Origin of the sequence: Saccharibacillus alkalitolerans (genome assembly GCF_011090185.1) — a bacterium.
In the GTDB taxonomy this organism is placed as follows: domain Bacteria; phylum Bacillota; class Bacilli; order Paenibacillales; family Paenibacillaceae; genus Saccharibacillus; species Saccharibacillus alkalitolerans.
The window spans coordinates 161,703-181,856 of record NZ_JAAFGS010000005.1; the positions used below are offsets into that span (position 1 = coordinate 161,703).

At 58.3% G+C, this 20,154-nt stretch carries 21 protein-coding genes; 3 read left to right on the forward strand and 18 right to left on the reverse strand.

Annotated elements, in window-relative coordinates:
• Positions 1-69: 69 nt before the first annotated feature.
• The 7 genes from GYN08_RS15675 to GYN08_RS15705 all read right to left on the reverse strand — a co-directional run bounded on the left by GYN08_RS15675 (position 70) and on the right by GYN08_RS15705 (position 5,883).
• The gene (locus GYN08_RS15675) at positions 70-1,545 is read right to left on the reverse strand and encodes a DEAD/DEAH box helicase (protein ID WP_166275912.1); all 1,476 of its coding nucleotides are present in this window, start codon (positions 1,543-1,545) and stop codon (positions 70-72) included.
• A gap of 204 nt (positions 1,546-1,749) precedes the next feature.
• On the reverse strand, positions 1,750-2,169 hold the full coding sequence (locus tag GYN08_RS15680; protein WP_166275914.1) for a universal stress protein: 420 nt from the start codon (positions 2,167-2,169) through the stop codon (positions 1,750-1,752).
• 25 nt (positions 2,170-2,194) lie between these two features.
• Positions 2,195-3,430, reverse strand: a complete 1,236-nt coding sequence (locus GYN08_RS15685) for an MFS transporter (protein ID WP_235946320.1) — start codon at positions 3,428-3,430, stop codon at positions 2,195-2,197.
• Positions 3,420-3,896, reverse strand: coding sequence for a helix-turn-helix domain-containing protein (locus GYN08_RS15690; protein ID WP_166275916.1), 477 nt, complete (start codon positions 3,894-3,896; stop codon positions 3,420-3,422). The genes GYN08_RS15685 and GYN08_RS15690 overlap by 11 nt, the downstream gene beginning before the upstream one ends.
• Before the next feature lie 203 nt (positions 3,897-4,099).
• A complete protein-coding gene (locus tag GYN08_RS15695; protein ID WP_166275918.1) occupies positions 4,100-4,396 on the reverse strand; it encodes a hypothetical protein in 297 nt (98 codons plus the stop codon).
• Positions 4,397-4,557: 161 nt separating this feature from the next.
• Entirely contained in the window at positions 4,558-5,331 is a 774-nt protein-coding gene (locus tag GYN08_RS15700; RefSeq protein ID WP_166275920.1) for an SDR family NAD(P)-dependent oxidoreductase, read from the reverse strand.
• A 93-nt stretch (positions 5,332-5,424) separates the two neighbouring features.
• On the reverse strand, positions 5,425-5,883 hold the full coding sequence (locus GYN08_RS15705) for a chemotaxis protein CheX (RefSeq protein WP_166275922.1): 459 nt from the start codon (positions 5,881-5,883) through the stop codon (positions 5,425-5,427).
• Positions 5,884-6,436: 553 nt separating this feature from the next.
• Between GYN08_RS15705 and GYN08_RS15710 the strand changes: the two genes are divergently transcribed.
• Positions 6,437-7,339, forward strand: a complete 903-nt coding sequence (locus GYN08_RS15710; protein WP_166275924.1) for a LysR family transcriptional regulator — start codon at positions 6,437-6,439, stop codon at positions 7,337-7,339.
• Between the two features lie 72 nt (positions 7,340-7,411).
• Entirely contained in the window at positions 7,412-8,221 is an 810-nt protein-coding gene (locus GYN08_RS15715) for a histidinol-phosphatase (protein WP_166275926.1), read from the forward strand.
• A 287-nt stretch (positions 8,222-8,508) separates the two neighbouring features.
• Here the strand turns inward: GYN08_RS15715 and GYN08_RS15720 are convergent, their stop codons facing one another.
• The 7 genes from GYN08_RS15720 to GYN08_RS15750 all read right to left on the reverse strand — a co-directional run bounded on the left by GYN08_RS15720 (position 8,509) and on the right by GYN08_RS15750 (position 16,284).
• A complete protein-coding gene (locus tag GYN08_RS15720; RefSeq protein ID WP_166275928.1) occupies positions 8,509-9,102 on the reverse strand; it encodes a GNAT family N-acetyltransferase in 594 nt (197 codons plus the stop codon).
• Positions 9,103-9,127: 25 nt separating this feature from the next.
• Positions 9,128-9,925 carry an aminoglycoside N(3)-acetyltransferase gene (locus GYN08_RS15725; RefSeq protein ID WP_166276176.1) on the reverse strand — a complete coding sequence of 266 codons (798 nt, stop codon included), beginning with the start codon at positions 9,923-9,925 and terminating at the stop codon, positions 9,128-9,130.
• A 192-nt stretch (positions 9,926-10,117) separates the two neighbouring features.
• Positions 10,118-10,906 carry a succinate dehydrogenase iron-sulfur subunit gene (gene sdhB, locus GYN08_RS15730; protein ID WP_166275930.1) on the reverse strand — a complete coding sequence of 263 codons (789 nt, stop codon included), beginning with the start codon at positions 10,904-10,906 and terminating at the stop codon, positions 10,118-10,120.
• A 429-nt stretch (positions 10,907-11,335) separates the two neighbouring features.
• On the reverse strand, positions 11,336-13,081 hold the full coding sequence (gene sdhA, locus GYN08_RS15735) for a succinate dehydrogenase flavoprotein subunit (protein ID WP_166275932.1): 1,746 nt from the start codon (positions 13,079-13,081) through the stop codon (positions 11,336-11,338).
• A gap of 17 nt (positions 13,082-13,098) precedes the next feature.
• Positions 13,099-13,767: a succinate dehydrogenase cytochrome b558 subunit gene (locus GYN08_RS15740; protein WP_166275934.1), complete on the reverse strand. Its 669-nt coding sequence runs from the start codon at positions 13,765-13,767 to the stop codon at positions 13,099-13,101.
• 486 nt (positions 13,768-14,253) lie between these two features.
• Positions 14,254-14,928, reverse strand: coding sequence for a potassium channel family protein (locus GYN08_RS15745; protein WP_166275936.1), 675 nt, complete (start codon positions 14,926-14,928; stop codon positions 14,254-14,256).
• A 15-nt stretch (positions 14,929-14,943) separates the two neighbouring features.
• On the reverse strand, positions 14,944-16,284 hold the full coding sequence (locus GYN08_RS15750) for a TrkH family potassium uptake protein (protein ID WP_166275938.1): 1,341 nt from the start codon (positions 16,282-16,284) through the stop codon (positions 14,944-14,946).
• A 202-nt stretch (positions 16,285-16,486) separates the two neighbouring features.
• Here GYN08_RS15750 and GYN08_RS15755 point away from each other — a divergent pair, with 202 nt between their 5' ends.
• Positions 16,487-18,322: a CPBP family intramembrane glutamic endopeptidase gene (locus GYN08_RS15755; protein ID WP_166275940.1), complete on the forward strand. Its 1,836-nt coding sequence runs from the start codon at positions 16,487-16,489 to the stop codon at positions 18,320-18,322.
• 83 nt (positions 18,323-18,405) lie between these two features.
• On the opposite strand, the gene GYN08_RS15760 is transcribed toward GYN08_RS15755, so the two are convergent.
• From GYN08_RS15760 to GYN08_RS15775, 4 genes are all read right to left on the reverse strand, one after another.
• Positions 18,406-18,897 carry a hypothetical protein gene (locus tag GYN08_RS15760; RefSeq protein ID WP_166275942.1) on the reverse strand — a complete coding sequence of 164 codons (492 nt, stop codon included), beginning with the start codon at positions 18,895-18,897 and terminating at the stop codon, positions 18,406-18,408.
• A gap of 110 nt (positions 18,898-19,007) precedes the next feature.
• On the reverse strand, positions 19,008-19,406 hold the full coding sequence (mnhG, locus tag GYN08_RS15765; RefSeq protein WP_166275944.1) for a monovalent cation/H(+) antiporter subunit G: 399 nt from the start codon (positions 19,404-19,406) through the stop codon (positions 19,008-19,010).
• Positions 19,390-19,674, reverse strand: a complete 285-nt coding sequence (locus GYN08_RS15770) for a Na(+)/H(+) antiporter subunit F1 (RefSeq protein ID WP_166275946.1) — start codon at positions 19,672-19,674, stop codon at positions 19,390-19,392. The genes mnhG and GYN08_RS15770 overlap by 17 nt, the downstream gene beginning before the upstream one ends.
• Positions 19,671-20,150 (reverse strand): Na+/H+ antiporter subunit E, encoded by a 480-nt coding sequence (locus tag GYN08_RS15775; RefSeq protein ID WP_166275948.1) that lies wholly within the window; start codon positions 20,148-20,150, stop codon positions 19,671-19,673. The genes GYN08_RS15770 and GYN08_RS15775 overlap by 4 nt, the downstream gene beginning before the upstream one ends.
• Positions 20,151-20,154: the final 4 nt, after the last annotated feature.

Consider the following 20,154-nt stretch of genomic DNA (forward strand, 5'->3'; position numbering starts at 1 on the left):
AGAGCAGGCTTCTCCCTTTCCCGGCCGCGCCGCTTCCAGCACCGCCGCCCGTCCGGAAAATATCCGAACTTACGAAGGGTCCTGCGTAGACCGCTTCTCCTTCAGCCACTTCGGCGCGCCCTTGTCCTTATTGGGCTGCTTTTTGCCCTTCGGACCGCGTCCGGCCGATTTCGCCGGATTCGGTCGGCCGGCGCCCCCGCGCTCCGCCGCTTCGCTGCCTCTGCCCGAGCCGCCGCGTTCGCCGCCGGCGGCATCCGCCCCCGAGGAAGTTCCGGCCGGCGAAGCGCCGGAACTTCCCGGCGACACGCCGCGGCCCGGCCCGGCCGGGCCTCTGCCGGCTTCTTTTTTCGCCGGCCCTTTCGGCGTGCGGCGAACCGCGCCCGCCCGGCGCTCCTCGGCCTCCGCCGGCGCCAGCACCGCGCCCTCGTACAGGGCGCGCTCTTCGATAGCTGTGTCCAATTCGCGCGAGAATTTGCGCATGATGAACGCCTGGCGGTCGGTCACGATCGAGACCGACAGACCTTTGCGGCCCATCCGGCCCGTCCGGCCGGCTCGGTGGACGTAATGCTCCGAATCCGCCGCCGGATCGAGATGCACGACCAGCTCGAGTCCCGGAATATCGAGTCCGCGCGCGGCCACGTCGGTCGCGACCAGCAGACGGAACTTGCCGGACCGGAACTGCGACAGCACCGTGGCGCGGGTCACTTTGTCCGCATCCCCGTACAGGGTACGCGCTTCGAGGCCCAGATGGTTCAGCTTCGATTCCACTTCGGCGATCGTGTCGGCCTGATTGACGAAGACGATCGCCCGCTGCGGATTGTAATGCCGCACGACGCGGCGCAGCGTATCGATGCGGTCGCGTTCCTGGCACACAAAGTACAGATGCTGCGTCGACTTCGCCAGTTTTTGCTCCGGTTCGATGCCTACGTCCGCGGGATCGCGCATCTCGCGCTCGGCCAGCGCGCGCACGTCGGTCCCCAGCGTCGCCGACAGGAAGATCAACTGCCGATCGCGCAGCGCGCCCTTCAGCAGGGAGCGCACGTCGTCCGCTCCGCCCATCTGGAAGATCTGGTCGGCTTCGTCGAGCACGATGCTGCGCACTTCGTGCAGCTTCAGCTTGCGCGTCGACAGCAGTTCGCGCAGCCGTCCCGGCGTGCCGACGACCAGATGCGGACGCTGGCGCAGCTTCTCGACCTGACGCGCCGCCGAAGCGCCGCCGATCAGACCGATCGTGCCGATGCCCAGCGGTCCGCCGTATTTTTCCCCTTCGCGCACGATCTGCATCGCCAGCTCTTGAGTCGGAGCGATAACGAGCACCTGGCTTTCTTTCTTGTCGGGATCGATCCGCTGCAGCAGCGGCAGCAGGTAAGCGAGCGTCTTGCCCGTGCCGGTCTGGGACTGGGCCAGCACGTCGCGGCCTTCGAGGATGTACGGAATCGCTTCCGCCTGAATGGGACTCGGCTTGCCGATCCCGTATTCAAGCAGCGCGGCCGTCAGCGCTTCGCCGATGCCGAGCTGCGCAAATTGTTCGATTTCTTTTGTCATTTCGTTGTTCCACCTTTGCATTCTGTCGTGTCCTTCCTCCTATTATAGGGGGAATCGGAGCAAATCCCAAATGCAAATCGCAAAGCGGAGCAAACGAAAAAAAGCGTTCTTTCGCCCCGAAGGACGAAAAAACGCTTCAACGGTCGGCCGCCTGCTTGAACGGTTCGGCGAAGCTCCGGTTTCCGAGGCTTCGCCGGCGCCCCGTCAGCGAACCGTCATCACCGGACAAGGCGCGTGCTGAATCACTTTATGGCTGACGCTGCCGAGCAGCAGCTCGGCGGCCAGGCTTTGTCCGCGAGTGCCCACCACGATCAGATCGCAGGCTTCATGCTCCGCAAACGCGCAGATCTCGCGGGCCGGATCGCCTTTGCGAACGGCCGTCTCGTGCGGCAGGCCCGAAGATGCCAGCGCCGATTCGATCGGAGCCAGCAGAGCCAGCCCTTCCGCCTCGATTCGCGCTTCCGGATCGAACCCGATCGCCGGTTCGTTCATCGCGATCGCGGGATCGACATGCAGCGCCGTGATTTTCGGGCGTTCCGCCATGGACGTTCCCAGCTTGATCGCCTCCTCCAGCGCTTTCGCCGCGCCGGACGAGCCGTCTACCGCTACCACGATATGTCTCATCTTTTCCGCTTCCTTTCCTGTTCGATTAATGACTGATCGCTTCGTCGATATGCGACAGATGGCGGCGGCGCAGCAGCAGGGCGGCCACGCCGATCACGACCATAAGCGCGCCGAAGTAGAACGGCATTTCCGCGCTGAACCATTCGGCCAGCTTACCGGCCAGGAACGGCGATACCGCGCCGCCCATAAAGCGCACGAAGCTGTAAGCCGCCGACGCGGTGGACCGTTCGACCGGAGCCGATTCCATGACCGCCGTCGTGATCAGCGTGTTGTTGATGCCGAGGAACGCGCCGGCCACGATCACGCAGACGATGACGGTCGTCGGGCTGCCCATAACGGTGCCGACCGCCATCGCGAGCAGGTCGATCGCGAACAGCGTCAGCATGACGGCCATCGAACGCACCGTGCCGAACCGGCTTTGGATGCGAGGCGCGACGAATACCGACGTGATCGCCAGCAGCAGGCCCCAGCCGAAGAAGACGTAGCCGAGTCCGTGCTCGTCAAGCTCCATCACGTAAGGCGAATACGCCATCAGGGTGAAGAAACCGAAGTTGTACAAAAAGGCCACGATGCCCAGCGTCATCAGCGACGGATACGCCAGCGCCTTGAACGGATCGGACAGCTTGCTCGTCGTTTTCGGTTTCGGAATCTTCGGCAGCAGCACGGTGACAGCTACGAAAGCCAGCGCCATCAGCACGCTGACGCCGAAGAACGGTCCTCTCCAGGAGATCGAACCGAGTTCGCCGCCGAGCAGCGGTCCGACCGCGATGCCGAGGCCCAGCGCCGCTTCGTACAAAATGATCGCTTTGGCCGTGCCGGATGTGGACAGGCCGACGATCGCCGACAGCGCCGTCGCGATAAACAGCGCGTTGCCGAGTCCCCAGCCGCCGCGGAAACCGACGATTCCGCCGATCGTATCCGACGAACCGGCCAGCGCCGCGAAGACGACGGTCAGCAGAATGCCGCTGAGCAGCGTCTTTTTCACGCCGATCCGGCTGGAGACGAAGCCCGTGATCAGCATCGCGACGCCCGTCACGAAGTTATAGCTGGTAAACAGCAGCGAGACCTGGCTCGGCGTCGCTTCCAGCTGCTTGGCGATCGCCGGCAGAATCGGATCGACCAGCCCGATGCCCATAAACGAAATGATGCAGGCGAACATGACGGCCCAGACCGCCTTCGGCTGCGATAAAAAACCGCCTTCCTTCACGGTTTTACCCTCGGGAGGCAGCTGATTGGCGCTTATCGGTACTTCACTTTTCATTTTCCGTTCCCTCCATGTTGTCGTATTCGGATTGTCGATCTTCCGCTTCCAGTCTGGCGATTCCGGCCGTTACCCGCTTGCGAAATCGTTCCAGTTCTTCTTTCATCGCCAAAATCTTGCTTGCCTTCTCGTCCAGCTTCCGCAGCTGCGCGTCCAGCGTTCCGTCCATTTCGCGCAGCTTCTCCAGCTGCCGCTCCGGTTCCCGAAGCTGCGGATACAGTTCCCGGTGTCCCGTAAGCTCCTGGGCGTAAGCCATGTATTCCTGGATTTCCTGCAGCGAAAAACCGAGTACGTCCCGCGCGGAGATCACCCGTTGCAGCTGCTCGATATGCGCGCGCGTATACTGCCGGGTTCCCCCGCCGCTTCGCTCGGGCGGAGGAATCAAGCCGATCTCTTCGTAATAACGGATCGCCCGCTTCGTTAACCCCGTCTCGCGGGCGACATCGTCGATTTTATAACCGCTCATGCTTCTCCCCCTTCCCTTTTTCCGAAAAGCTTCGCTCGTTTTCGTAATATTTCAACATTTACATATGAATATTACAACATATTAACGTTAACGTCAACGTTAGATTTTGAATTTGCTTTTGATTTCCTTTCGCCATCAAAAAAGCCTGTTCCGAACCGCTGAGGTTCGGAACAGGCTTTTCGTTTATCGACTGTCCTTATGCGCTATCGTTGGCTTCCGTTGGCGGGCATCGCTTTGAATCGATCGATAAAGGGTCTCGGATCGGTATTGACCGTATAAGAAAACACCCCGAGATTCGTATGCAGGTACAGCATCCCGATCTCCCCGCTCATCCGCCGATAAGACATGTCGAACACATGTCCGAGCGGAAACTCCCGGCTGTGCGTCGTGACCCGGTCGTGATACAAGTCGATCTGCCGATCGGATACGCTGCGGCGCTGCTGTCCTTCCCTGACTTCCCGCTGCACTTGATAATACGGCTGCGAAGCTACCCATTTCATCTCCGTTCCTCCTTCGTTTCGGCGCATCCTTCCTTATCGAAGCATGCGCTGGCGTTATTGGGTTCCGGACGTCTTTTCTACAATGTAACGCAAAAAAAGCCCCGCGAAAACCCTTTTCCCCTATCGGGAGAAGAATTTCGCGGGGCTTGACGCCGGACTTCTTATTTCAAATTCAGGAAACGTCCCGCCAGCTTGTCCGCCGTGCGCGGCATCAGCCCGTATAACCGGACCGCCAAACCGAAGTAACGCGGCAGGTCGATCTCGTCTCTGCGCGTACGCATCATCTTCACCATTTCGCGCGCCACCTTCTCCGGCGGAAGGATGAAGCGGCCGACGCTTTTGACGTAGCTGCCGTCCGGGTCGGCCGTCTCGAAAAACGGCGTGTCGATCGGCCCGGGATTTACCGTCGAGACGGCAATCCCGCTGCCCCGAAGTTCCTGACGCAGCGAGTTCATGAAGCCGAGCACCGCGTGCTTGGAAGCCGCGTAACCGGCCGACTTGGCGGTGGCGAACTTGCCGGCCATCGAAGCGACGGTCAGAATCTGCCCGCCGCCGGCCTGCCGCATATGCGGCAGCACCGCTTTCGTGCAGCGGACGGGGCCGAAATAATTCACGTTCATGATGCCTTCGTAATCGGCCAGATCCATCTCCTCCGCCGTTTCGAACAGCCCATACCCCGCATTGTTGACCAGGATATCGATTCGGCCGTATTCTTCGATAATCCCGCGCGCGGCGGCCTGCACCGATTCGTCGCTGCCGACGTCGAGAGTCCGAATGCCGTGCTTCCCGGGCACGGCTTTCGCGGCTTGGCGAAGCTTTTCTTCCGAGCGGGCGGACAGTATCGGAATCGCGCCGCTTTCCGAGGCCAAAGACGCGGCAAGCGCTCCGATTCCGCTCGAAGCGCCTGTAATCCACACGATTTTGTTGGTTAGCATAAAGGCGAAGGCTCCTTCGTCGTTCCGTTGTCGCGCATGGACCGGACCGGGTCTGCCGCCGGAAAGGTCCATGCAGTGGGTTCGCCTTTTATTTTACGAAATCAGCACTTGAATATCCAGCTCGCCGATCCCGTCCATCAGCAGCGGAATCGTCAGCGCCTTCTCCGGCATGCTTCCCGCAAACGCCTCTCCGTGCAGGACGCTCGGAGGCGTAATGTCGACGACGACGCCTTGGTTCGACAGCAGGATCCCGGCATTGCCGCTGATCATGTTGCCCAGTTCGGAAATGGCGCTTCGGCCCATCTCGTCCAACTCCGTAATGGTGAATCCGCCCATCATGGCCGATACGATCCGCATGGCGACTTGCTCGTGCAGACCGAAAATGATATTGCCGCTCAGTTGTCCCGTCATTCCGATTTGAATCCAGATGTGATCATCGATCGGCTTGACGCTTTTAACGGCAAGAGTCCCCGTCGAAGGAGAAATCTGGATGAGCTGATGAAGTACCAGCTTAGCCGATTCCAAAAACGGGTTGATTACCTCCGCTTTCATAATACAAACTCGCCCCCTGCTACTTAGGTTTTTGGAATCACGTGTAACGGGTATTAAGGACTTCCAACTCATTAACCTTAAGTCCTATTTCTTGTTAACCCAATTATACGTGAGAAAGAAAAATAAAACATCTCTTTTAAAAGATTATCTCCACTCGAATAGCCCCTGCGCCGCCTTAATCCGACCTTATTCGACGTCAGTCGGGCGCATAAAAAGCTCGCGCGCGGAACGCGCGGGGCGTTCCGGCCAGCGAGCATCGAATTCTGTAAAAATTCGCCTTCTTCTTTTATCGCCAACAAGAGGCTTTTTTTTTACAGCCAAAGACCTAAATTCGGAAAATTCGCGACTTTTTACAGGGGCTTTTTGGTTATTTATTGTTTCGGAGACGCTTGACCTTGCTGCCGGCTTATCGAAATGTCCGGATCCCGCCGTTTATGGACCATTCGACCCGAGTCGGGGTTTTCTTTCCTTTTGTTTACCTTCTTCATTGCTTTTGCTTTTATTCTTCCCCTATAATTTAAGGAATAAAGTACGCGGTGGGAGGAGAAGTTTCATGAATATGAGTCAGTTGGAGACGCTCGTCACCATCTCGAAGACGATGAGCTTCCGCAAAGCCGGGGAACTGCTCAATCTTACACAGCCCGCCGTTTCCGCGCAGATCAAAAGTCTCGAAGACGAATTCAAAGCCGTCCTGGTCGACCGCAGCCAACCGGTTACGCTGACCGACCGGGGGCTGGTGTTTCTCGAGCATGCCGAGCGCATTCTCGCCGTCGTCGAAGAATTGAAGCAGAAGATTACCGATCTCGAAGAAACGCCGCAAGGACACATCATGCTGGGGACGACTACCTCGATCGCCATTCAGATCCTGCCGCGCGTTCTGTCTTATTTTCAAGACCAGTTTCCGCTTATTCAGACGAGCATTCAATCGATGCCGTCTTCGCAAATTTACAGCCTGGTCGAAAACGGATCGGTGGATATCGGCATCGGCTATCTGATCGAGCGCAATCCGGATCTGGAAACGTCCGTGCTCTATTACGATACGTTCGAATTGGTCGTTTCCCCGCAGAACGAACTCGCCCGCAAGAAACAAATCTCGCTGGAAGATCTCAAAGAAGTGCCGATGATCATGCTGTCCCCGGACACGGTCGGACGGCGCTTCGTCGAGCAGGTGTTCAAGGAACACGGCATTGTGCCGCGCGTCGCCATGGAATTGTCCAGCAGCGAGGAAGTCAAACGGATGGTGGAGCTGAATCTCGGCGCCGCGGTCATCTCGAAGCTGTCGATTTCCAGGGAAGTGCGCCAAGGCTCCCTGATCATGCTGCCGATGACCGAATTCGAAGCCAGTCATCCGGTCGGCGTTATCTACCGTTCGGGCAAGTATATCAATTCGGCGATGCGCCAATTTCTGGCCGACCTCAAAGGCATGCCCGAGACGCAGTTTATCGGTTCCGAATAACGTTCGGACTGGACAGACGCTGCGAGCTGCCCAGGCAGCATTATTCTAACGTAAGAAAAGGAGACCGCGTCCATGAAGTTCGACCTGCATACTCATCACTATCGCTGCGGACATGCGGACGGCGATATTCGCGATTACATCGAAGCCGGAATTCGCGAAGGGCTGTCCGTCATCGGAATTTCCGACCATATGCCGCATCTGTTCAGTCCGCTGGACCATCCCTCCCCGGCCATTACCATGTCGAGGCTAGAACTCGGCGCTTACGTCGAGGAAGTGCTCCGGCTGAAAAAGGAATACGAAGGCCGGATCGACGTGCTGCTCGGTATCGAATCCGATTACTTCATCGACCACGAACGCGTCTATCGCGAAGCGATCGAGCGTTATCCGTTCGATTACGTCATCGGCTCTGTACATATCAGCAGCGGCAAAAGCATCTTCGACCGCAGCCGCTGGGAGGGATTGACGCCCGAGATCATGATCGAAGCCAAAAAGGAATATTACCGTCTGATCGAAGCGTCCGCGCGAAGCGGCATGTTCCAGATTCTCGGGCATATCGACGCCATGAAGGGATATTTCCCCGACTTCAGCGCCATCCCGGCGGACGAAGCCGTCGAATCGGCGCTGAAGACGATCGGGGAGCTGGGGCTAGCCATCGAGGTCAACACGTCCGGGGGAACCAAAACCTGCGGCGGCTGGTATCCGTCGGACGCGATTCTGGAGCGGGCGCTGCATTACGGCGTCTCCATTTCGTTCGGCTCCGACGCCCACAAGCCTTCCCGGGTCGGCGAAGACTTCGAAGCGGTAGCCGACAAGCTGCGCGAGATCGGCTTCAAGGAATGGGTATACGTCAAAGAGCGCAAACCGGTATCGGTAGCGCTGTAAGCCTGCACTAACGGCTGCTTTCCTCGATACTCCGAACGATAAAAGGCCGCCTCTTCACTTTAGCGTGAAGAGGCGGCCTTTTCGCTCTTCGTTTTCTGTCGCGAACAGCGCCGAAAGCAAAAAAATGACCCGGACGGAAGTCCGGGTCCAATCACTTCTATTTCAAAAGGGGGTCATGTCTTATTTATACCCCACCCATGTTAGAATCCCGTGTCGCTTATATTTCAATTGTGTAACAAAACCATTTTTCTGGCAAATCTTCGTTTTCCGCTGTTTGAGACTTCTTTTTATGCGCGGATTTCTTTCAGTTTTTCGGGCGTCAGCGTAAAAACGACAACCCCCAGCTCATCGTCGCGGCGCTTGACGCCGAATCCGAATTCCGGGCGATGCTGGCGCTCCATGCCGATCTTCGCCAGCACGCGCAGCGAAGCGCCGTTCTTCACGAAGCAGCGCGCCTGAATCCGTTCGAGCTCCAGATGCTCGAAGCCGAACTCCGCAAGCGCGGCCGCCGCTTCCGTGGCGTATCCCTGCCCCCAATATTCATGGGACAGCGCGAATCCGAGCTCTGCCTTTCCTCCCCGGGCATCCCAGCGCTGGAAGGAGCACAGCCCGATAATTTCGTCTCCGCCGTGCAGGAAGACGCCCAGATGCAGCGCGCTCAGGCTGCGATAGGCTTCCTCGATCTGCCGATAGACCCGATCCGGGTTACCCACGCCGAACGTGCGTCCCGCCGAAGCCAGGTAGCGGTTCACTTCCTGATCGGAAGCGCTTCGGCTCCAATTCCGGATATCTTCGTTGGTCAGAATACGCAGTTCCAGCCGTTCGGTCACGATCGGCAGCCAGTCCGGCAGACTGCCCGCAATTCTCTCTTTATCCGCCATCTTTTCGTACTCCCCTCATTGTTCGTCAGCGGTACAGTTCCAGCCAGCGCACCGCGTAATCCACCAGCGCGCGCTGGCGAATCAGACGGCATTCCGCGCGTCCGATCCGTCCTCGCCGGACGGCGGACGGCTGTTCCGACTCGAAGTCGGCTCCCATCCGTTCAAAGTCTTCCGAATCGAAGTTGATATCGCAAAACGACACCCATTCCGGTCCGTTCGCGCCCATCACCTTAGCCTTCGGCCGCAGCTCTTTTTTGCCCCGGTAACTCGCCCGATATTCGCCCAGATGAAACGACGTATTCGTATAATGGCCCGTGCCCAGCATCAGCACCCAGGCATCCCGCTCGTACAGGCGAGCAAGCGGCGACGCTTCGCCGAGCCCGTAATCAAGGGAATGACCGCCTACGATCGCTTCCGCCTGCGGCCCCCTCGCCGCAAAGGAGAGATGCGGGTGGGCGCTGCGCAGCGTGCCCCGCTGCTTGCGGAACGCCTCCGGTACCGCTCCCATGGAGCGGGTCGCGGTCAGATCGGGATCGTAGAGCGGCATCTCCGCCCGCACCAGATCCCACCAGCGGGGGTCCAGAGGCGGATTCATCCAGATCGCCGGATCGGTCAGATCGGACGATTGGGTCGGCATGACCAGCGTTCCGGCTTCGCCCAGGGCGTCTTCCAATCCTAGTATGACCGCCTCCGCTCCGCCCGCGATCCAACCGCCGATCGCTTTAAGCGACGAATGGACGAGCAGCACCGAGCCGGACTCTACGCCAAGCTCCGCCGCCTCCTTCGCGATCGACGTCCTTGTATAGGGTCTTTCCGTAATCATTGCCTTCATGCCTTGTTCAGTCTCCTTCAATTGGGTTTCGGCCGTCTCCGTCTCCCCAGTGTATCACGAAACAGATCTATGCGGCCTTCTCCGCAGGGCTCCGTCCGAACGCAAAAATCCGAGGAGCCCGGCAGCGGGCGCCTCGGATTTGTTATTCCGGCAAAGTTACCGCCGACCGTCTACCGTACGCGTTTACTGGGCGAACCAGCGTTTGAACATGCGTTTTGTCGTCTGCTTGTTCAGCTCGGCGATGGACGTCGTCAGCGGGATGCCTTTCGGGCAGGCGCGCACGCAGTTCTGCGAGTTGCCGCAGCCTTCGATGCCGTCCGTGCCTTCCATCAGCGTATCGAGACGGTCGTCGGCGTTCATTTCGCCCGTCGGATGCGCATTGAACAGACGAACCTGGGACAGCGCGGCAGGACCGATGAAGTCGGTCTTGTCGTTGACGTTCGGGCAGGCCTCCAGGCAGACGCCGCACGTCATGCACTTGGACAGTTCGTACGCCCACTGGCGCTTTTTCTCCGGCATCCGCGGCCCCGGACCGAGATCGTAGGTGCCGTCGATCGGAATCCACGCTTTGACTTTTTTGAGCGCGTTAAACATCCGGCTGCGGTCGATCACCAGGTCGCGCACGACCGGGAACGTCGACATCGGAGCGACGCGAATCGGCTGTTCCAGCTGGTCGACGAGCGCGGAGCAGGCCTGGCGCGGCTTGCCGTTGATCACCATCGAACAGGCGCCGCACACTTCTTCCAGACAGTTCGACTCCCAGCAGACCGGCGCGGTCGTGCCGCCTTCGGCGTTGACCGGATTGCGCTGAATCTCCATCAAGGCGCTGATTACGTTCATGCCCGGACGGTAAGGGAGGTCGAATTCTTCGATGTAGGGCTTGCTTTCCATGTTGTCCTGACGGGTGATAACAAATTTGACTCTTCTGGCTGCTGTCTGAGTTGTTTGTGGCACGGTTGTCGTTTCCGCCATGGTCTTTTCTCCCCCATTCATGTTTTTGGACGACGGCTTGAGCGTTAAAATGCTATGCGTTGAAAAAGAGAAAAAGTCGAGGAAAAGGGTTTTTCATTACGGTCGCTTGTTGAAACCAGGAAATTACGATCGAATGAAATGCGATTTCCCGGTTTCAAAGGCGAACGCCAGGTCCCCTCCATGAAATCCCTATTCCTCTTTCTCTTCTCATTCAAAACGGATTTTCACGCGCAAGCTTTTTATCGGTCGAAAAAGCGTCCCGCACCCTTCGCGCGGGTGCGGTCGCTTGAATCAGGCAATCTTGCGGGTGACGCGAAACGCGATACCTACAAGCTTTTGCAAAGCTTGTCCGGCCGCACGTTTCTGCGAAACGCGATACCTACGAGCTTTTGCAAAGCTTGTCCGGCCGCACGTTTCTGCGAAACGCGATTAATCTTTCGAGTAATCGCGGACGCGAGGAGGGATCAGGGACACGTCGACTTCCTCGTAGGAAATGCTCGGGCCGTCCGGCGTCCAGGCCGCCTTCGTCGTCTTCAGGAACTCTTCGTCGTTACGCGTCGGGAAGTCCGGCTTGTAGTGGGCGCCGCGGCTTTCGTTGCGAAGCAGCGCGCCTTTGGTCATCGCTTCGGCCAATTCCAGCATATTCCACAGCTGGCGGGTGAACGCGACGCTGGAGTTGTTCCACTGCGCCGTATCCATCATGTTGATGTTACGGTAGCGCTGTTTGAGCTCCTTAATCTTGTTTATCGTCTGTTCCAGCTTGTCATTGTAGCGTACGACCGTCATATTGTCGGTCATCCACTCGCCCAGCTCGCGGTGCAGGACATAGGAATTTTCCGATCCCGCATCCATGTTCAGCAGTTCTTTGTACTTCGCCTCGTGTTTGGCACGATCGTTGTCGAACAGCGTGCTGGACAGGTCGGCCGCGGACTTTTTGAGTCCCTTGATGTACTCGACCGCTTTCGGGCCGGCCATCATGCCGCCGTAGATCGCGGACACGAGCGAGTTCGCGCCGAGGCGGTTCGCGCCGTGATATTGATATTCGCATTCGCCGGCGCCGAACAGCCCGGGAATATTCGTCATCTGGTTATAGTCGACCCACATGCCGCCCATGGAATAGTGAACGGCCGGGAAGATTTTCATCGGGATCTTGCGCGGGTCGTCGCCCATGAATTTTTCGTAGATCTCGATAATGCCGCCGAGCTTGACGTCGAGTTCTTTCGGGTCCTTGTGCGACAGGTCCAGATAAACCATGTTCTCGCCGTTGATGCCGAGCTTCTGGTCCACGCAGACGTTGAAGATTTCCCGCGTCGCGATATCGCGCGGTACCAGGTTGCCGTACGACGGATATTTCTCTTCGAGGAAATACCAAGGCTTGCCGTCTTTGTACGTCCAGATCCGGCCGCCTTCGCCGCGCGCCGATTCGGACATCAGGCGCAGCTTGTCGTCGCCCGGAATGGCCGTCGGGTGAATCTGGATAAATTCTCCGTTCGCGTAGTTAACGCCCTGCTGATACACGGCGCTGACCGCCGTGCCGGTGTTGATGACCGAGTTGGTCGTCTTGCCGAAGATGATGCCGGGTCCGCCCGTAGCCAAAATAACGGCATCCGAGGGGAAAGTCTGAACTTCCATCGTGCGCAGGTTTTGCGAAGTGACGCCGCGGCATACGCCTTCGTCGTCGAGCACCGCGCCGAGGAACTCCCAGTTCTCGTACTTCGTCACGAGACCCGCGGCCTCGTAGCGGCGTACCTGCTCGTCGAGCGCGTACAGCAGCTGCTGCCCCGTCGTCGCGCCGGCAAACGCCGTACGGTGGAATTTCGTTCCGCCGAAGCGGCGGAAGTCGAGCAGGCCTTCCGGCGTGCGGTTGAACATGACGCCCATCCGGTCCATCAAGTGGATGATGCCGGGTGCGGCTTCGCACATCGCCTTGACCGGAGGCTGATTGGCGAGGAAGTCCCCGCCGTATACGGTATCGTCAAAGTGAATCCAAGGCGAGTCGCCTTCGCCCTTCGTATTGACCGCTCCGTTGATGCCGCCCTGGGCGCATACGGAGTGGGAGCGCTTGACGGGAACCAGGGAGAACAACTGTACGGGAACGCCGGCTTCGGCTGCTTTTACGGTTGCCATCAGACCCGCAAGCCCGCCGCCGACGATAATGAGTCCGGATTTTGCCATGTCTGCTTAAGTCCCCCTTAACCGATCAGTGTTTTCAATGTGGTAACTACGCTTGCCGTGTTCGCGAATTCCTCACCGCGGAAAGCGAACAACGACAGCATGAACAGGGCCGTAACCGCCACGAACAGACCCATGCAGATATAAGAAGAAATGCGCTGCGCGCGAGGGCCGACCGTAATGCCCCAGCTGACCAGGAACGCCCACACGCCGTTGGCGAAGTGGAACGTGGTCGCGATCACGCCGACCAGGAAGAAAACGAAATAGCCGGGCTGCGTGACCATGTCGTGCATCCAGCCGCCGAGCTCGTCGTGCGTGACGTTGCCGAGCGAGATCTGGAAGCGAGTGGAATAGACGTGCCAGACGATGAAGACGAACGCCACTACGCCGCTCACCCGCTGCAGCACATAACGCCAGTTGCGTTCGGTGTTGAAGTGCCCGATGTTCGGCTGCGCCTGATAAGCGATGTAAAGACCGTATACGCCGTGAAAGAGCAGCGGAAGCCAGATAAAGAACAGTTCAAGGAAAAAAACGAGTGGTAGATCGTTGAGTGAGCGCACTGCTTTCTGAAAGCCCGCCTGCCCTCCGTCGAACGCCGCATAGTTGGTAATCGCGTGTTCGATCAGGAATAAGCTGAGCGGAACAAGCCCCAGTAACGAGTGCACCTTTCTGGCGTAGTAACCTTTCATCTGCCGAACCGTCCCCTTTCATGATTCGACATTCCGCCGCCCTTCGGAAAAGACTCCTCCACGCCGCAAAATGCCCTTTTTAGAACGTTTTCATAAATTCCTCGAGGGAATTCGCCGATCTGTCGGCCCTCCCGAACAAAAGAACGGAGAACCGAGGGAGTTACCCCTTTACAATATTGTGAACAAAACGGCTTCTCTTTTATGTTACTCCAAAAATTCCGAGAATGGAACCAATATGGCGTCTTTTTGAAAACAAAAAATTCCTGCATAGTATATGTAAGCGTAGATAAAGGTTAACACTTCAACAACCCATTAAACATGCTTGCCCGCTTTGAATCCAGCCGCGGCGCGGTTCCGGACGATTTTGCGGCGGGCATCGGCAAGGAAGCGTTCTCATTCGCATACCGAAAAAAGAAGCGGAAGGCCGCGGGATTTTCTCCCGTCTCCTTCCGCTTTTTTTCTCGCCCGCCGGCTCGGCTTCGGCCTTCAATCTTCCTCGGGGTTGACCACTTCGCGTTCGAACTGCTCGATCCGATCGTTCGGACCGGCGATAACCATAATATCTCCCTCGCTCATCTGATCCAAGGCCGTCGGAGCGATGGTTACGCCCGCTTCGGTGCGCAGAGCCACGATCGTGCAGCCGAAGCGCGCGCGCGAATTAAGATCCGAGATCGTCCGCTCGTTCAGGCAGGTCGGCACGCGCATTTCGACGATCGAGTAGTCGTCCGACAGCTTGATATAATCGAGCAGGTTCGGAGTCACAAGCTGATGCGCCACGCGAATGCCCATTTCCCGTTCCGGGAAAATGACCTGGTCGACGCCGATTTTTTCCAGCGCCCGGCCGTGCAGCACCGTAATCGCTTTGGCGACTACCTTTTTCACGCCCAGTTCCTTGAGCAAAATCGCCGCCAGAATGCTGGTCTGCATATTTTCCCCGATCGCCACGATGCCGCAGTCGAAGTTGCGGATGCCGAGCGAACGCAGCATTTCTTCGTCCGTAGCGTCGGCGACCACCGCGTACGTGAAGCGGTCGCCGACCTCTTCGACAACCTCCTCGCTCCGGTCGATGCCCATTACTTCATATCCCAGGTCGATCAGTTCCGTGCCGAGACTCATGCCGAAGCGTCCCATGCCGATCACCACAAATTGTTGCATGCTCAATGTAGATGCACCGCCTTAACCAATAATGATCTTGCCTTCCGGATACCGATACTTTTCCGGGTCTTTCTTCGGTTTCAATGCATAGACGAGCGTCAGCAGCCCCACTCTGCCCGAGAACATGGTCAGCGCGATCAGGATTTTGCCGAACGTGGACAAATCCGTCGTCAGTCCGAGCGACAGACCGACCGTTCCGAACGCCGACATCGTCTCGAACAAGATCAGCATGAAGTCGTGATCTTCCGTGACCGACAGGACCATCGCCACCGTGATAATGAGCGCCAGCGCCAGCAAAATGATGGTCAGCGCCTTAAGAATCCGATCGCGTCCCAGACGGTGGCGGAAAAAGACGACGTCTTCGCGCCCTCGCATCATGGCCAGCATGGCGCCGATCATGACCGCGAACGTGGTGGTCTTCACGCCGCCCGCCGTGGAGCCCGGCGAAGCGCCGATGAACATCAGAATGAGCAGCAGGAACTGCGTCGCTTGATGCAGGGAAGTCAGATCGACCGAGTTGATGCCCGCCGTGCGCGGCGTCACGGACTGCAGCAGCGCCCCCCAGAACTTTCCGCCCAGGCCGAAACGGCCCAGGGTGCCCGGGTTGCTCCACTCGAACAGCAGAATGACGACGAAGCCGAACGCAATCAGCACGCCGGTCGTGGAGAGCACCAGCTTGGAATGCAGCGACAGCTTTTTTTTGCGCGGCAGGTCGGCCAGATCGGACAGTACGACGAAGCCCAGACCGCCCAGCACGATCAGCAGGACGGCGGCCAAATTCATAACGGGATCGGCCGTATAAGCCGTCAAGCTGCTGAAATGGCCGAACAGGTCGAAGCCCGCATTATTAAAAAAGGAAATGGAATGAAAAACGCCGTAATAGAAAGCCTGTCCGACGGGCATATCGAAAGCCAATCGCACCGTGAACACCAGCGCTCCGACGCTTTCGATCACGATCGAGTAGTAGAGGACGCGCCGAATCAGCCGGACAATGCCTTCCACCGACCCCTGGTTCATCGCCTCCTGCAGCAGCAGGCGTTCCCGCAGCGAAATTCTCCGCTGAAAGACCAGAGCCAGCAGCGTCGCCATCGTCATGAAGCCCAGACCGCCGATCTGAATAAGCACCATAATGACCGACTGCCCGAAACCGTTAAAAAACGTTCCCGTGTCCACCACGACCAGGCCGGTTACGCAAACGGCCGACGTGGCGGTAAAAAAGGCATCGATCAGCGGCAGCGCCCGGCCGGTCGTGTTGGCGACGGGCAGCATCAGCAGCACTGTGCCCAGCAGAATCAGCGTCGCATAGCCGATCGCCAAAATTTGCGGGGGAGAAAATTTGAGTTTGGGGACAACGATCGCCATGTTTATTGCGTCCTCCTTCTTAACTGGCCGAAAACGAAAGCAGTCGTTCTATTATATCCGCACTCGCGCGCGAACTACAATATCGACTTGTCCGACGGAATGCGGATAAACGCCGTTTTGTAGTATCCGTCTTGCGGAATATGGTATTTTAGAGAGAGGTATCCGTTCGATGCGGATACGAAATCCGGCAAGGAGGCAAATCATGACAGACCCGCAGCAGCGCATTCTGCACGTCAATTACAAAAAACTCGGTCTGGCGGCGGCGATCGGGTTGATCATCTACGTGCTGTTCAACTTCACGACCCTGTTCCAGAGCGAAATGACCGAACAACAATCGCATTCCCTCATTAGCGAAAGCCGGGCCGAAGCGAGCGCGTCTTCGTTCGCGGCCGACAAACTCGGCATTTCCGAGCCGCTGGGAGAAGCTTCCGTCAGCTATCGCAGCGATTCCAACCTGTACGGTTATTTGTCCCGGGCAGGAAAGGTAAGCGAATACGACAAAACCTATCTCGAACGGTTCCCTTACGAGATGTTCCGCGTCGTCTATCATTATACGGCCGACGGCAGCGAACGGGTGCTGCAGATCGACGTCGGCGCGCAAACCGGCCGGGTCGTCGCCTTCAGCGACCTGCTCGGCACGTATGCCTCGCAGCTGACGGACGGAGAAGCTTTCCCGATTTCGCTTGAAGACCAGTCCCTGCTTCCCGAAGATAAGGAAGCCATCGCCCGCCCGCTGATGAGCGAGCTCGGCTTGAATCCCGATGAACTGACGCCGGTATCTTCGGACACCGAAGACGGGCTTCGTTACACCTCGCCCTCCGCCCGAATCGGCGAGAGCGAGCTCGGCGTCAACGTGACGTTCGAGGAAGATCGGGTCGCTTCGATCCGCGCAAGCTTCAGCGTCCCTTCGTCCTATACCGAATACATCGAACGGCAGTCGATGTGGGCGGGAGTCATGACCTACGGCGGCTATATGCTGCTGACATTCGTGCTCGGCGTGCTGGCGATCGTGTATGCGTTCCTGCTGAAAAAGTACACCTCGTTCCTGCGCGGCATTTTCCTGTCGCTGTTCTACTACGTCGTCTCCGTGTTTTCCGTTTGGAACGCCCGGCCTTATTTCGAAGGAAACAGCTATTCCGACGTGATCTTCTTCGTCACGCTGATACTCCAGGCCGTAATCGGGCTCTTTATGGCGGCGTCGCTGTACTTCTCGTTCGTCGCAGGCGATGCGCTGTGGCGCAGCCAGGGACGCAATATGTGGGCGAGACGGGGAGAACCCGCTTACGGGCGTCATGTCTGGGAAGCGGCCAAGACCGGCTATCTGTGGGCGCTGATCCTGCTCGCCGTACAGGCCGTCATTTTCTTCGTACTGGAGCGTTCGCTCGGCGTCTTCTCGACGACCGACGATTCCCAGTCCACTTATAATATGATGTATCCTTGGCTGTTCCCGATTCTGGCCTGGATGGCGGGCATTTCGGAAGAGGCGATCTACCGGCTGTTCGGCATTCCGATGGTCAAAAAGATCGTGCGCAGCACCGTGCTGGCCAGCATCATCACTTCCTTGATCTGGGCGTTCGGCCATACGCTTTATCCGATCTATCCGGTCATCACGCGTCCGATCGAGCTGCTGTTCCTGGGTCTGCTGTTCAGCTTCATCTTCCTGCGCTACGGCTATATCACGGCCATGTTCGCGCATGTGGTGTTCGACAGCATTCTGATGGGACTCAGCCTGATCTTCATGGGCACGCTGAATTACGTGATCGTCGGGATCGTCTCCATCGTACTTCCGGCCATCGTGGCCTACGCGATCTACTTGATTTACTGCAAGGACAAGCCGCGTCCCGCGGCAGGCGGGTCGCCGGGCGGCGGACAAGAACCGCGCCGGGAAGAAATTCGGGACGAAGATCCTTTGCGGGACGAACCTCATCCGGAGAGCGGCACGAGCGCTCCCCGGGAACCTCTGCGGGAACCCGGCGAACCTTCCCGCCGTACGCCGGGCTGGTCGCTCGGCAAGGACGGACGTCCGGATTCCGTATAAGCGCGGAATCCCGGCGAAAGCGGGATTCCGCCGGAGTTCTATTTTAAAAGGCATGAAAAAAGGATGAAGCCGCTTTGCGGGCTTCATCCTTTTTTTCGTTCCTCTTCGTCAAGCCGCGGAACCCGCGCGCCCGCCAGCATAAGCCAGAAGGCGTACGCCATGATGTTCGCGCCGAGAAAAGGCAGCTGCGGAAAGTTCAGGCCCAGCTTGTCGCCCGCGACCAGGCAGACCGCTGCGGCGGTCAGAAGTCCGGCCGCCGCGCAAGCCGCCGTATAGCCTTTCCGCTGCGTCGTCAGCTCCTTTACGAAAGGGAGCCGGTATCGTCTCGAAACGACGAACGGCAGCAGCAGGGCATGGAGTGCAGCATGCAGGGGCACGGCGGCAGCACCGAGCAGCAGCAGCGCCGCAAAAGCGCCGACTCCGTTTCCGAAAGTCTCTTCTCCCGCCTCGGCCTCAATTCCGCCCGCGAAAGCCAGCAGCAGAGCGATCCAACTGACCGAAATGCTGACAAACAAAGAAACGAGCAGCAGCGGCGCATAATGGGCATCTTTCCTTTTTTCCGTGTCCCTGTCCATTGAGTCTATCCCCTCCCGATTGTTGAACGTTCCGAGAGGGACAGGAGTTGGCCCGGCGCCGAAACGCACGACGCTGCGCGAAGCTCGGCCTGTGCCGTACCGTCTGCGCGTTACGGACGCTTGGGAGGCTCGGGCTCTTGTACCGTATCGGGCCCCGACTTTCCGCCTCTTTCCAGCACTTCCTTGAAATCGTCGCGCACGCTTCCCTTCCAGAGCTTGACCCCCGAACGGTATGCCGCCCGGCCGTTCAGGTGCCCGGCTACCGGAGAAGTCAGAAAGACGAATACGATGGCCAGCAGCAGCTTGGCGTTAATTTCGCCGTCGACCGCCCAGAAAAAGAGGAACGCGCCCAGCAGGACGAACAGCACGCCGAGCGCGGCGCTTTTCGTCGCCGCATGCGAACGCAGATAAACGTCGGGCAGCCGGATCAAACCGACGGCGCTGATCGCGCAAAACACGGCGCCGGCGAGCGCCAGAACGATTGCGATCCACTCAACGATCGTCGCCATCTTCGATCACGCTCCCTCTCTCGATATAACGCGCCAGCACCGTCGTGCCGATGAACGTCAGAATGCCGATCACCAGAATGATTTCCATTAAAGCCTGCGTATCCAGCAGCATGCAGAACACCGCGATCATGGCCAGCAGGTTGATGCCGATCGTGTCGAGCGCCGCGATGCGGTCCGACCGGCTGGGGCCGGCGATCAGCCGATAAGCGCAGCCGATTACCGCAACGGCGAGAATCACGAGCGTGACGCTCAAAAAGACGGTTGTCATGAACGGGTCACCTCCATAATCGCTTTTTCGAACGTGCTGCGGATCTTGCCGGACATCTCTTCGACATTGGAGATATCGAGCGCATGAATATACAAAGTTTGATTGTCATCGGATACTTCGAGCGTCAGGGTGCCGGGCGTCAGGCAGATCATGCAGGACAAAATCGTCACTTCCCAGTCCGAAGACAGCTGCGTGCGGTATTCGAAAATGCCGGGACGCATCTTGAGCTTAGGCCGCAGGATGTGACCGATGACCTCGAAGCTGGAGATCAGCAGTTCGCGAATCAGCAGACCCGCAAGCTTCAGCACCGCCCATACCCTTGCCAGGTAGAACGGTTCCGGCCGGAACTTGCGCACGACATACAGGACCGCGATGCCCAGCACATAGCCCACGATGAAGCCGGAAACCGTCCAGTTCCCGTTCAGCATCATCCACAGGAACGCGATCATCAGGTTCAGCAAAATTTGAAAAGGCATGTGC